Here is a 13,384-nt window from a genome sequence, read left to right as displayed (position 1 = left end):
GTCTGGGCGTGAACAACTGCCGCTTAGTAACAAGCAACCACCTCTTGCAAGGTGGCTGTGCTATCGGGGGATATCAGGGCTTTAACCGTAGTGCCAATGGGCTTTCAGCCGCTCACCGGGTGGCTTTTCGGCTCAGTGCGAGATCAGCGTTGGTAATCTGGCTTGCCAAATCTGGTGCCAGTCTTGCAGCTCATTGCGCGGCATCGGCCGGGCACTGAAAAATCCCTGGCAGACATCGCAGCCCAATTTGGCCAGCAGTTGCCAGGTCTGCACATCTTCAACTCCTTCGGCGACCGATTTGAGCCCTAGCTTGCGAGCCAGTTCGATACTGGACTCAATAATGGCCAGGCGTGAAGGATCGGCATAGCAGCGATCGACAAACGAGCGATCCAGTTTCAGCTCGGTAAAGGGCAGCAGCGTCAGCTGTTGCATCGAGGAGTAGCCGGTACCGAAGTCGTCGATAGAGAGGCCAAAGCCGTGCATCCGAAGTCGGGTGAGCGCTTCCAGTGCCTTGCCAAGATCCTGCACGAACGAGCTTTCGGTCACTTCCAGGGTGATCAGCTCAGGGTTGACACCCCAGCGCTGGCACTGGTTGATCAGGCTGTGGCACAGATCTCCCTCGATCAGCGAGGTGCTTGACAGGTTCATCGACAGATTGAGGGAGAGGCCGGTCTGTTCCCACAGGTGACAATCTTGCAACGACTTGTTGATGATGACCTCGGTCAGCTGATCGATAAGACCGTTATTTTCGGCCAGGGGAATAAACACGTTGGGTGAAATAAGGCCATATTGCGGATGCTGCCAGCGGGCCAGCGCCTCCATCCCTACCCATTGGCCAGACGCAAAGGCGACCTTGGGTTGGTACCAGGGCAACAGCTGGTCATTGTCGAGGCCGCGCTGCAACTCGTCCACCGTGAGGGTGGGGCCATCCTCCTTGCCAGCAGGGGCGGAGGCCGGTGACCAGGCACTGATCAATTGTTGCAACTGTTGTGAGCTCGACGGCTTGTCGATGCGGCCCAGTACATGAAGGCCATAGGCGGTGCTCATGCGCAGCACTGCATCGACCACATCATCTTCCAGCGCACTGGATAGGATGATTCCGCCTTGAAAGCCTCCCAGCGAGAGGCGGCGCAGTAGCGCCATGCCATCCATGCCGGGCATCCGCAGGTCGCACAGCACAATGTCGATGCTGTGATTCTGGCACTGGGTCAGCGCCTCGATGCCGTCCCCCGCCTCCAGCAGGTGTTGATAACCGAGCCCACGGATCTGGTGCATCAGGGTCTTGCGCTGAAACGCATGGTCTTCCACGACCATGATGACCAGCTCATTTGCCGCTTTATTCATGGAGCCACAATCCCATGTTATGTTCAACGTCGTTCATCAATTCGCTTACCCCTTGCCCCAAATGTTCAAGCTCATTGAGTTGTTTCAGACGCGCCGCAGATTCAAGCTTAGCCGCCTGTGCTGCTAACAGTACTTCACCAACCATTCTGGCTGCCCCCTTGATACGGTGGGCGACCTCCACTAATTCCTCGCTATCACCAGCGGCGATCGCTTCTTCCATATCTTTGCAATCTTTGCGATTAGAAGCCATGTACTCACTGGCCATGCTTTTGGCGGTCTCGAGATCGCCAAACAGCCCTTGCCAGCGTTCGCCTAATGTGGACGCAGAGTCCGGCTCTGACAAGCTGGTTGCAGCTGCAGGTGCCGCAGGCAACCAGCGGGTTAACATCTGGCGCAGCGAGTCCAGCGAGTAGGGTTTGAACAGCATGCCATTCATGCCCGCGGCCTCCATACGAGCAGAGGCTTCTTCCGAGGTGTCGGCGGTGACCCCGATGATCGGGGCCTCTACCCCTTCTGCCCGCAAGGTTTGGGTCAGAGTGTAACCATCCAGCTTTGGCATATGGCAGTCGGTGAGCAGTAGCGCGAAGTGCTCATTTTTCCAAGCATGCAACGCTTTTTCGCCATCTTCCACCACGTGGCAATCTACCCCTAAAATAGCCAGCTGGCGGGTCAGCAGCGCACGATTGACCAGATGATCGTCTGCTACCAGCACCCGGCCCCCCAGTTTTTCGATGCTGGCTATCCCGTGGGTGACTGCTCGCTCGGTCGTCAATTCGCGACAGCTCTCGAGCAAGAGGTCAGGGTAGAGGGGGGAGTGGCCCAGACGCCACCAGTGTTCGGAGCCCATGCGTGCCCGCAGCGCTTCGCGAGGCGAGACCACCACCCCTTTGAGTGAACTGTTTAGCAACAAGGTGTGCCAGTCACTCCCCAACGCCGTTTCAAGGGCGCACTCTTCAGCCAGTAGCAAACCGCTCAGACCTTCTGTAAGCAGTTGTGCATCCAGTGGCATTAATGTGGCACCCAGCCGTGCCATGGTGGCCTGCAAGCCAGGGTCATCACCCACAAACCACCATTCGCTGCCCGCGAGGGCTAGCGGTTCCCACAGACCATTCACCAATGGGATCGTGAAACTGAAACAGGAGCCTTCACCGGCCTGACTGCTGACCGCTAGGGTACCGCCCATTTTTTTAACTAACTGTTCACAGATGGTCAGACCGAGACCGGTACCGCCAAAGCGGCGGGTGATATCGGACTCCACCTGTTCAAACGGGGTGAAGAGCAGCCCGAGTTTCTCTGTGGCGATACCGATCCCGGTATCAGCGACGGCGATCACCAACTGCTGTTCATCGTAACTGGCCCGGATAGTAACAGAGCCTCGCTCGGTGAATTTCACCGCATTATTGAGCAGGTTGGAGATAACCTGGCCGACTCTGATCGGGTCGATATCTGCCAGATCAGGCAGGGCATCATCCCAGTGGATCGCCACGTTCAACCCTTTGCCATAGGCCAAAGTGGCATGGCCACGGATCACATCACAGATGACCGATTGCAACCGGCATGATTGGGTGTTGAGGTTGAGCTGACCCGCTTCAATTTTGGAAAAATCGAGGATGTCGTTGACCAGATAAAGCAGGTTATTAGCCGAGCTCTCCACATTGCGCAGCAGATAGCGCTGGTCATCATTGAGCTCGCTCATGCGCAGTAGCTCCAGCATGCCGTGCATGCCCGAGATGGGGGTTCTCAGCTCATGGCTCATGGTGGCCAAAAAGCGGCTACGGGCCTGCATCGCCTGTTCGGCAGCGGCACGCGCCTCACGCAGTGCATGCTCTTGTTGTTTGAGAGTGGTGATGTCCTGTACGACCCCGTTAAGCAGCCGATGACCATTGGCTTGCGGTACAAAGTTGCCACGCACTTGAAAATAGCGCTCCCCTTGCACCGAGGGCACCTGTACCTCCATATCCAGCGGCTCAAGGGCGCGAGCATGGCGTGCTACTTCGTCAACAAATACCTTGTGAGCCGGATCATTGAGTCCGAAGATGGCCCCGCCGGATTCTGATGCCTGCAACATTTTCCGTGACATTCCCAGAATGTTGCTTGCCCCCTGAGACAGGTAGAGAAACTGTCCCTTGCCAGCTTCCTGCCAGAGATATTGATAGACGACCCCCGGCATGCTGTCGGTGATATCACGCAATCGCGCTTCCACTTCCCGGATCTTGTCCTCGGCAGCTTTGAGGGCGCTGACATCGGTCAATACCGTCAGCACCCCTTGAATAGAACCGTCCGGTGCCCGGTATGGCAGTTTGACGTAAACCACATGCAGGGGGACCTCATCTTCGCGCTGGGTATAACCCGATCCCTCGAAGATCTCGCCGGTTTCCCAGACCGCACGCTCTTCGCGCAGCATCTGTTGCCGCTCGTCATCGGTCATATAGCCCCAGCCATCGCCTGCTGAGCTGTCACCGATAAACAGCTCGCGGTATGCCCGGTTGCAGAGGGTCAGGTGATGCTGGCGATCCCGCAAGGCCACCATGTTGGGCAGGGAGTCGAGCAGGGTCTGGACGAATACCAGCTGTTCATTGAGCTTTTTCTCTACTCTGTGACGTTGCATGATTTCCTGTTGCAGGGTGCGGTTCCATGCCCAGAACAGGGCAAACAACAGGGCGGCGGCAGCACCGACAATGGCGAACCAGAGCAGCACGGTTTCGGCATTGATACCGGTTTGCACGTTCGTGGAGAGCCAGCGTTTTTCCAGCTTGTCGAGCTCTTCCGGTGGTATGGAATAGAGCACCTTGGTGAGGATCCGCTGCAACATGGGGTCTTGTCGAGTGGCCATGGCTATCGGCAGGCGCAGGTCTTTGCCGGCATAGACAATCTGATAGTGCTCGCTGACTCGCTTGTTCAGTGAGGGCATGGTTAACAGGACGTAATCCGCATCGCCATGATCCAGCAGCTCCAGCAAGCGGTTGTCATTGTTGACCTGAATCGGGTGGGCTCCGATGTTGGCCAGCAGTTCTTTATCTACCGATCCATGCACCATGCCGACACGTTTTCCCCGTAAGTGGGATATATCGGTTAAGTCCGCGCTGCGCTTGGTGCCAATGACCACCCGATCGACAAACAGATAGCTGGGGGTAAACAGCGCAAACTGGTTACGTTCAACGCTTGGCGTTATGGTGGGAATAAAATCAATCTGCCGCGCTTTGAGTAAATTCAGGGCTTCACTCCAGATGTGGGTGCGTACCAGAGAGAACTCCTGCCCGGAGTATTGACGCATCAATTCCATCAGCTCTGCGACAAAACCGACCAGCTGGCCACGATAATTGAACTCGCTCATCGATATCCAGTCAGGGAAAACGCTGTAGGTCAGCACGCCATGCTGGCTGAGCCACTGCTGCTCCTCGGCGGTAAATTGGTTCGATGTAATCTCTTCGGGGTCAGAATTCTTGTGCGCTGTTGCTGCTTTCAGCATAAGGCGGCGATCTTCAACCGGGATCTCGTTGAAGGCCTTGGTGACCAGACTGATCAGTGCCGGGTTGCTCCGGCTCATATTGATGGAGAAGGATGTCGCGCTCACCCATTCAGGGGTCACGATTGTGAAACCGGTTTTGGGGTGCTGCTCTTTCACCATCACCAGTGACGGCATATCGGCCAGATAGGCGTCAGCCATGCGCTTTTTGAGCATAAAGGCCGCTTCGCTGCGACTCTCTGCCTCGGTCACACGGGGAAATCCCAGTTTTTTCAATTCACTGCAAGCATTGACTCCCGTGACACAGACCCAGTGCAAACCATGGGCATCCTGTCGTGACAGCTCCATTTTGCCATTGTTGAGTAGCACGCCGCGTGGTATGGAGAGCAAAAACGGGAGAGAGATGATATGGGAGCGCCACTGCTCGCCCGGTTGGTAGTTGACCTGCATGTCCACTTCGCCGTAGTCAAGTCCGGTCAGTGCATCCGTATAGGAGGGGTAGACCTTGTAGCGTAGGGTCAAACCGAGTTTTCTGGCAATTTGCTGTGTAATGTCGGGGACTGGGCCGGTAAAGCGCTGATCTGCATCCTTATAGCTGTATGGAGGATCACCCATCATCGGCATGCCGATGACCAGCTCACGGTGTGATGACAGCCAAGCGCGCTCAGACAGATCGAACTCGTCTTCATTCAGACTGGTAATAGCTTGCACCGCCACGCCCCAGAGCAGTAGCAGGAGAAACAGGAATAGGCGATCACATTGGCGGAACATCAGAAGGAATCCAACAGAATTGGGCACATATTGTAAGTGCATTAAAATGCAGCGGCCAACATCAATTGACTCAATATTGATCCACAGCATGCCGACGGGCTGGTGTGAGCCTTGCCATATGGGAGAGTGGTAGACCACTCTCCCATATGGCAGTTATAACTCCAGCTCGATAATGGGCAGTTCCCATCGTTCACTTCGAACTTGTTCCTGGTAGGCATCGTCTTCCTGTTCTTTGCTTCGCTCAATCATGGCGATCACGTTGGCGTGCCGGATAGTGGCAAACTGGTGCTGCCAGATCTGATGAGCACTTTGGGAGAGGCGAGCAACGGGTGTTTGACCATGGAAAACATGAAGTTTCTGACGCTTGTCGATATCGATACGCACTGCGTCTCCGACGTGTAATTGCCGCAGGTTCTGGTGTATCGAGTGGTTTTCGTTGCTACGTCCGGCATAACCGATATCCAGTTGACGCATACCCATGATGGCAAAACGGCGTTGCCGTACAGGGGGGGTGGCCTGGATCGACTCGTTGTCACAACGTTTGGCAATGAGAGGGAGGTGGGGATGCCGCTGGTCAGCGCGGGACATAACCACTAACCGTTGGATTGCTCGGGTCATTGCGACATAGAATAGTCGTCGCTCTTCCTCGATGTTGTTCGCATTGTTTTCTGCGCAGCGTTGCCATCCGCCATCCAGGATCAAAACATGGCGATACTCCTCCCCTTTAACGCCATGCACCGTGCTGAGGAGCACGCCCTTGCCAAAGCGGATCTGGCGACGCTGCTCGCTCAGATATTCGTAAAGGAACTGCAGGAAATAGTGCGCCGACAGCGCTTGCTCTCCCTGACTCTCCTGCCATTGGGCAATCAGATCGTACAGCAAGGTTTCCCAGCGGTTTGCCTGATCAAGAGGAGGGAGTGGTGCGGCAAGTTGTTGCGCTGTCAGGAGTGCGTGGCCTTGTTGATGCAACCAGTTCTGGTAGCGCAAGATCTCGCGACAACGATGTATCGGGAAGCCATGCTCTCGATCCAGGGTAAATCTGCAGGGAATAGAAGCATCCGCGAGTGCTGAACGTACCCATGCCAGCTCTTCTTTATCCAGCCCATTGCGAGCCAGTACTGCGATAGATTCCAGTGGGCATGTCGGATCTTTTTCACGGATCAGTGTGATGTGTCTGACGATTTCAGCGGCCTGTTGGGCTGCGTCAGTGCAGGATTGGACGATGACTTTGCCGTGTGCAGGCTCCAGCCCTTCCCAAGCGCCACCCGGTACCTCCATCTTGCGCCGTTCATCGATCACAATGGGGTGCGAACGCTTCATGCGATCCAGATTGTGTTCTATCAGCTGGTTAGCCGTTTCGATGATGTGGCTTGTTGAGCGGTAGTTCCAGGTCAGGTAGTGCGTCTGGGCGTTGTAATCTTGTTCGAAGCGACGGATAAAGCTGACGTTCGCTTCGCGAAAGGCGTAGATCGATTGGTCATCATCACCCACAGCCATCAGATGCAGTCGGGCCTCCTCATCCTCTTCGCTTTTGCCCACCAGTGCCGCGATAAGCTGGTACTGTTGTTCATCAATGTCCTGATACTCGTCGACGAGCAGAAATTGCAGCCCACCGAGCAGCTTTTCCCGCTGCTCTTCCAACTCTAGACCGAGCTGGCTCTGCTCTCCCCGGAGCAGCTTGATTGCGTCATCAATGATGGTGGTAAAGTCGATATCGTCGGATGTCCGATTTTGCACCGCATTGCCTGTCAGACTCATTGCGAGACCGTGAAAGGTGAATACCGAGACCCGTGCTCCGTCACGCCCCAGCAACTCGGTCAGGCGTCGGCGCAGGGACATCGCCGCATTATGGTTGTAACAGAGCAACATGATCCGCGATGGGGAGATCTGCTTGACCCGCATCAGATAGGCGCAGCGGTGAATAATCACCTTGCTCTTGCCTGACCCCGGCCCTGCCAGTACCAGCAAGTTTTGCTCGGGCGGTGCCTGGACGATCTGTTCCTGGGAACGGTTGTGAAGATCTTCGACGATGCGCTTCCAGGAGTGTTCGCTGGTCGCCAGCTCCAGGATCTTGTTGCGCCCTTTGAAGTAGTGACCGAGGAACTTGTCAGCTTCCATGGAGAAGTAGTCTGTCACCAGCTTTTTGGCTTTCTTGAAGTGCTCCAGGCTGATGCGGGCGTATTCATTCATCACATGGATCTGAATCACCTTCTGGCGATAGTGATGCTCAAGTGGCTGATAGTCTGCCTTGTTGTATTGTTGCTGCCGCTCAGCCGTCAGAGTGAGGGTCATGGCGCTTCGGAACACTGCAAGACCATTTTGCAGCACGATGGCGTGTTGCTCATGCAGGTAGAGCAGTGCCCGCTCTGCCCCTTTGAGCAACCACTCCTGCTGGCTGCTTGCCTCCCGCTTGTTCATTAGCTGAGCCACATCCATGTCTTCTCGCAGGTATTTGACCAGTTGTTCCAGGGCAAATGACAGCATCACTTGACGCTGGACACTCTCTTCGCTGCTTGCCAACAGGGTGTAGAGAAAATCGAGGGTGGCGCCTGTGACGCGATGGCGTTGATCAATTGTCTGCTCAATCTGGGACCAGGTTCGGTTGAAGGTGAGTTGGTAAAGATCCCGAGAGAGATATTTGACATCAATGGAGCCTTTCTCGCCCCCCGAGCGACCATCCTGGGCCCAGCTGGTCAGCAAATTGCGCAGCAAGCCAGGGTTACACCGCTCATGCCCCAGATCTTTGATGGCCTGATTGACCAGTCGAATGTTAAAGATCAGCCCTTGCCCTGTATCAGGTTCGGGTTCTTTTTCACGCAAGGTGTCCAGCATCGCCTTTTCAATGCTGTGTACTTGCCCGCAGAGCACCCGTGCATTGTCTCTTCCTTTGGGGCGAAGCCAGGTAGTCAGTAACATCCCCTGAGAGAGCAGACCTACATCCGCCATTTGGGTGAGTACCCGCATCACTTCGCTGGCCTGAACACCACTTCCTTGGTCCGCCATGTATTGGCCTGCCTCTTCGGCAATGGTATCGGCACTGAGACCATCATCATCGGCAGCACTCATCAGCGCCTGGATAACAGCTTGCCAGATGGCGTTGGCCTTGGGAGCCAGTTTCAGACTGTCTACCCTTTTCATCGCCTCCTCGGTGGAAGCAAACAGGGGGCGTCCCTGAAATACCTGAGTGATGTTGTCGCTGCGCTCCAGATAGCCAGCTCGCTCGAGCCAGGCGATAGCTGTCTTGACCTTGGTATCCGCATTGTTGTCATCGGCAGCGAAGCTGGTTTCCACCTCTGGCTGGTTGATGAGCTCTGCGCTGGTTGCGACCAGTGGCGGGTTGTTCTCCTGCTTGCCTCCTTTGCTGGCCCTGAGTCTTATTCCGCGCAGGATCTGTTTGATATCGCGCAGGCTGACCTCACTCATGGCCTCGAGCTGGAACTGTTTCTCGATGTCTTGTGCATCAAACAGCAGCACGCAGTGGGCTTGCTCTGTATCGCGGCCCGCTCGCCCCGCCTCTTGCAAATAGTTCTCGAGCGAGCCGGGGATATCGGCATGAATGACCAGACGCACATCATCCTTGTCGATGCCCATCCCAAAGGCATTAGTCGCGCAGATGACCCGGATCTCGCCACTGATAAATTGTTCGAGGGTTGCTTTCTTTTGGGCACTGTCCATTCGGGCGTAAAAGCGCGCGACGGTGAGGGATTGTTGCTGGCCGAGGAAATCAGCCAACTCGTCCACGCTACGCTTGGTTGCGCAGTAGATAACGCAGGAGCCGGGCTTCTCCCCGCCAAAGAACTGCTCGAGCAGGTTGAGGATATGGCCCTGTTTATTGAGTCCTGGGCACTCAACGACGGCATATTCGAGGTTGGTACGTTCAACCCCCCCTTCCAGTCTGCGAAGCGGTCGGGGCTGCTTGTCGAGAAACTGTGCGCAGATATCCTCAATCACATCCGGCTTGGCAGTGGCGGTATAGCAGAAGACAGGAGGCATGGGGACCTGCTGCTCGCTGGCAATGGCGGCGATGGCCTTGGCGCAGTAGAGATAGTCAGGGCGAAAATCATGTCCCCATTTCGACAGGCAGTGCGCTTCGTCAAATACCCAGCCACCGATCTGACGTTGCCGTATTGCCTGTTTGACTGTGCGGTTGCGCAGCTGCTCGGGGGAGATATAGAGCAGGGCGATATCCCCCATGCGGATCTGCTCAAGAATCGCGCCTCGCTCTGGCAGCGTCAGCAGCCCCGAGATGGCGGCAACCCCTTCGATACCGGCCTTGTGTTTAAGGTTGTCCACCTGATCCTTCATCAGTGCCTGCAGGGGGGAGATCACCACAGTGAGCGCACCACTGCGCTGGTTACGCACCAGTGCCGGGAGCTGGTAGCAGAGCGACTTGCCGCCGCTGGTAGGGAGTATGCCGAGCAGTGCGACGCCAGCCATGGCCTCCTCGATCAAGGTCTTCTGCAATGGTGTCCCATCAGGCAAATTACGGAAGTTGTCGAGCTCAAAGATACGTTGCAGATGGCGGCGTGCGTCGTGGTTCTCCTGACAATAACTGCAGTCGGCATGACCACAGTGGCGCTCGCGGACAGTGTGAATGATCTCTGCTGTTTGGGGAAAGCGGCGCCAAATCCAGGGCGGCAGCACAGAGTTGCCGCCGGAAACGGGCAACCAGGCGCAGGCATAAGCCAACGGTAACAGCAGCATAGGTTGACGCAGGGCATCGCCAATCACCCGGTTGAGCTGATTGGGGCAAGCCTTCTCATGGGCAATGCTCTTGATCAGGGTGGGTAGCTCTGAGACTCTCACTGGCGGGCGGCCTGTCAGTCTGGCAAACACCAGTGACAGACCCTGAGTGTTAAATTGCGCCATGACTCCCTGGTTGAACAGGTATTGATAAAGCTGCAATTGGGTCAGAGGCAAGGCTTGCAGGGCTATCAACTGTTCCGAGAAGATCTGCATGGCGAGCCTTGCATCAGCGACCGGATCATTGAGGGTATCCCGAACCAGTTTGTAATCCTTGACCAAGCGGTGATAGGGGTTTTTGGGAAAGGCAAGGGGGGATAGATAGAGGGTATCTATTACCGGTTTTTCGAGAAGCAACTGGGGACGTACCGCCTGTTTGGCCAACCAGGGGAGATCAAAATCGAGAATATTGTGGCCAAGGACCACATCAGCCTCTTGTGCCAGCGCATTTAACGCCTTGATGGAAAGATCCTGCGGGCCCTTGAGATTGAGCTCACGATCAGCTAGGAGGGCACCCAGATGACGGAGTTTTTCATCCCGGGTCAGTTCAAGGTCAAAAGAAAGAATCTTGTCATCCCCAAACAGGGCCACGACATCAGTCGAGTTCATCAATAGCCATCTCCATCTGGCGTTGACCTCTCATAGCGATAATAAGTGCCGAGAGATCAGTGTGTTGGCTAAATATTACCCGAATTGTTGCGCTGTAGCATCATTCAGAACCCTCTTGTCGCAGTTCTTTGGGTCAAGGCCTGGTTTGTCGTAAATTCCTTTGCATCCTTAATCGTTCATGTCTGGACAGTGTCGTCCTTGTCATAGTCAACCCACTGATCTTGTGAGACTATTTCTCTTTATTTTCCGATTGGAACGCATTGTGTCCCTCGATTACTACCAGCGCCACGCCACCGAATTGGCGACCCGTTACCAGCAGGTATCTGCTCGCGCCGTTCATTGCGACTGGCTCACTCTGCTGGAGCCTTGGCTCCTGGCGGCGCCGCACCGGTTGCTCGATGTGGGGGCTGGCAGTGGTCGGGATGCTGAGTTTTTAGCCGGGCTCCATCAGGACCACCGTGTGGTCGCTGTTGAGCCCTGTCCGGCACTCGCAGCGCTGGGACAATGCCATACCCGGGATGTTGCGGTGGCGTGGGTCAGTGACGCTATGCCTGCTCTCTCTCGTGTGACAGGCGCTTTTGATCTGATTTTGCTCAGTGCTGTCTGGATGCATCTACCCCCGGAATTTCGTCCCTTGGCTCTGGCACGTCTTCATGAGCTGCTCTCACCAGATGGTTATCTGGTACTGAGTCTTCGCCTGGTTATCTCGGAGCAGGAGATGCGGGAGCGAGCCATGTACCCGGTGGCTGCCGATGAAGTGGAGCGGCTTGCATTGGGGGAGGGGATGACACTGCTCCATGTGTCAGAACCACAGGAAGATGCTTTGGCGCGTACCGGCTTGAGTTGGCAGAGTCTGATCCTTGGGGGCGAACATGCACGCCTCCCCTGAGCAGCAACTCGCCTTTATTGCCTATCTGCAACGCATCTTTACCGAGGGCGATTTTGTTGCCACTTACAAGTGCGCCTTGCTCCACGGAATTGCGGATATCGCGATTGAGCGCAGCAGCGAGACCCATGATCTGACTGCGGCTCGCACCATTACGCTGGACGAACTGACCACCAAGTTTGTGGAGCTCTATTGGCAGCACAGTCTGCCCTATTCGGCGACGGGAGAAACGGCCACCTTGCTCAAACAGAGCAGCGGTCGTCAGGCCATCATGCTGACGGAGTTGTCCCAGCTGCGTGCAGAGGGGGTCCGTTCGGTAACTGCACTGCGTCGTCACGACGCCTGGCGGCCTCTTCTTGCCCGAGTTCGGCGCATCCTTGTTGAGGGACCCTTGTGGCGTCTGCAGATCCTGGGTGGGCGAGAGGAGTGCCACCTCTATCCTCATCAAAGGGGCGCGGATCATATCTGCCTTAACCCCGGCATTCTCTACTGTCTCCACCGCTTTTACGATCTGGTGGTCTCCCTCTCCCGACAGCATTGGTTACAGCTTATCTGCGACATCAAGGGTAATCAGCCACTGATTGGCCCAAGTGTGGGGTTGGAGAATTTTCTATTTGGTTCAAGCCGTCAGGCGTTGGGGCGAGTAGGAGAGGTATTGAGGGACTTGCAGGGGGGAACCTGTTTTTACTGTAACAAGGCGATACACGGGAGTGGTGAGGTAGACCATTTCATCCCCTGGCGTCGTTATCCAATCGATTTGGGCCACAACTTCGTACTGGCACACGCCAACTGTAACCGGAGCAAACGGGATTTTCTTGCCGCTCCCGAGCACAGGGATGCTTGGTACGAGCAGAATATCCTGACTCACGGGGCGTACCTCACGGACGAGCTGGCCCCTCTGGTGAGCGTCGACGCCGAGCGTTCTACCGCCATCGCCACTTGGGCCTATCAGCAAGCTGTGCGTGAGCATGCCCGGTTGTGGCGTGGTATTGACCAGTTTGTGGACGTGACAGCCCCAGGTGTGAATATTCCCCTGCGCTTTTTATGAGACGTTGAGGTTTTAAACGCGATAAAAAAGGGCCACCTCTTTTGAGGTGGCCCTTTCCAAACGTTTGGTGGAGCTGGGGGGATTTGAACCCCCGTCCAAAATTACTACATCCGCGGTACTACATGCTTAGTCACTCTTTACATTCGCCAACCCGCTGCGGAGAGACACGCCACGAATTGACTAGCTCGATTGGTTTTAATGCTTCCGCCCCGAGCAGGACTTCCACACGATCCTGTGAAGGATGACCTTCCGATTCCCTAGGACACAGGCAAGCTAGGGTAGAAGGGCTCTATGCAGGTTATTAAGCTGCTAGTGCGTAGTTTTCGTCGTTTGCGACTATTTTTTTGCGGTTTGTTAACGAGGCCTACCGCACCTCGGCATGCACCTTGGGTTTCGTGAATCTTGTCGAATCCAGAATCAGCCCCAAGTTGTTAGAAGCGATTGTACGCAAAAATGCTGTTATAGCAAGGCGTTGATAACCATTCCCTCTGGTCATTTGGCTGTTTGCTGATTTATT

At 55.5% G+C, this 13,384-nt stretch carries 5 protein-coding genes and 1 other RNA gene; 2 read left to right on the top strand and 4 right to left on the bottom strand.

From position 1 onward, the window contains the following. Nucleotides 1-132: 132 nt before the first annotated feature. From BN4575_RS02610 to BN4575_RS02600, 3 genes are all read right to left on the bottom strand, one after another. Nucleotides 133-1,344 carry an EAL domain-containing response regulator gene (locus tag BN4575_RS02610; protein ID WP_068977020.1) on the bottom strand — a complete coding sequence of 404 codons (1,212 nt, stop codon included), beginning with the start codon at nucleotides 1,342-1,344 and terminating at the stop codon, nucleotides 133-135. Next, nucleotides 1,337-5,581, bottom strand: a complete 4,245-nt coding sequence (locus BN4575_RS02605) for an ATP-binding protein (RefSeq protein WP_068977019.1) — start codon at nucleotides 5,579-5,581, stop codon at nucleotides 1,337-1,339. The genes BN4575_RS02610 and BN4575_RS02605 overlap by 8 nt, the downstream gene beginning before the upstream one ends. Nucleotides 5,582-5,734: 153 nt before the next feature. Continuing rightward, a complete protein-coding gene (locus tag BN4575_RS02600; RefSeq protein ID WP_068977018.1) occupies nucleotides 5,735-10,933 on the bottom strand; it encodes a RecQ family ATP-dependent DNA helicase in 5,199 nt (1,732 codons plus the stop codon). Nucleotides 10,934-11,195: 262 nt separating this feature from the next. Between BN4575_RS02600 and BN4575_RS02595 the strand changes: the two genes are divergently transcribed. Together BN4575_RS02595 and BN4575_RS02590 are read left to right on the top strand one after the other, a co-directional pair. Then, nucleotides 11,196-11,822, top strand: a complete 627-nt coding sequence (locus BN4575_RS02595) for a class I SAM-dependent methyltransferase (RefSeq protein ID WP_256028873.1) — start codon at nucleotides 11,196-11,198, stop codon at nucleotides 11,820-11,822. Next, the gene (locus tag BN4575_RS02590; RefSeq protein ID WP_068977016.1) at nucleotides 11,806-12,867 is read left to right on the top strand and encodes an HNH endonuclease; all 1,062 of its coding nucleotides are present in this window, start codon (nucleotides 11,806-11,808) and stop codon (nucleotides 12,865-12,867) included. The genes BN4575_RS02595 and BN4575_RS02590 overlap by 17 nt, the downstream gene beginning before the upstream one ends. A 65-nt stretch (nucleotides 12,868-12,932) precedes the next feature. Here BN4575_RS02590 and ssrA read toward each other — a convergent pair. Then, nucleotides 12,933-13,292: a transfer-messenger RNA gene (gene ssrA / locus BN4575_RS02585) on the bottom strand. Between the last annotated feature and the right edge of the window lie 92 nt (nucleotides 13,293-13,384).

Origin of the sequence: Aeromonas sp. EERV15 (genome assembly GCF_900079845.1) — a bacterium.
Lineage (GTDB): Bacteria > Pseudomonadota > Gammaproteobacteria > Enterobacterales > Aeromonadaceae > Aeromonas > Aeromonas sobria.
This window is presented reverse-complemented; position numbering and strand designations above follow the sequence as displayed.

Excerpts from the sequence above, each read along its gene's own strand:
- BN4575_RS02610 (WP_068977020.1), bottom strand. The coding sequence starts at position 1,344 with ATGAATAAAGCGGCAAATGAGCTGGTCATCATGGTCGTGGAAGACCAT.
- BN4575_RS02605 (WP_068977019.1), bottom strand. The coding sequence starts at position 5,581 with ATGTTCCGCCAATGTGATCGCCTATTCCTGTTTCTCCTGCTACTGCTC.
- BN4575_RS02590 (WP_068977016.1), top strand. The coding sequence starts at position 11,806 with ATGCACGCCTCCCCTGAGCAGCAACTCGCCTTTATTGCCTATCTGCAA.
- BN4575_RS02600 (WP_068977018.1), bottom strand. The coding sequence starts at position 10,933 with ATGAACTCGACTGATGTCGTGGCCCTGTTTGGGGATGACAAGATTCTT.